This window comes from Sutterella massiliensis (genome assembly GCF_016899755.1).
Taxonomy (GTDB): domain Bacteria; phylum Pseudomonadota; class Gammaproteobacteria; order Burkholderiales; family Burkholderiaceae_F; genus Sutterella; species Sutterella massiliensis.
The window spans coordinates 1-323 of the sequence record NZ_JACJJC010000371.1; the positions used below are offsets into that span (position 1 = coordinate 1).

Annotated in this window: 1 pseudogene; it reads right to left on the reverse strand. The window is 62.5% G+C overall.

From position 1 onward, the window contains the following. Positions 1-323: pseudogene (locus H6A60_RS12960) on the reverse strand (C4-dicarboxylate transporter DcuC); the annotation flags it as partial.

Consider the following 323-nt stretch of genomic DNA (forward strand, 5'->3'; position numbering starts at 1 on the left):
GCGCATACCACTTGGGCACTTCGGGCGCTTCGGTCTGCTTTACTTCAGCAGCTTCCGTATAAACGTCGTCGCCTTTGTTGTCGTAATAGCGCTGCACGAGGTAATGCGCGGCACCCGCAGCGATAAGCGTCGGGATCGCAATCGGAAGCTGGTACTCGACGAGATAGATGATCGGATCGAGTCCCGCGACCTTGGCGGCGAGATTGGCCGTGCCCGCCGTCGGCGCAAAGGTCATGCCGGCCGAGGTGCCGATCACGGCTGCGGCAGAAGCGGCCGAGACGCCCACGCCTCGAAGGATCGGGAAGAGCGCGACCAAAAGGAGC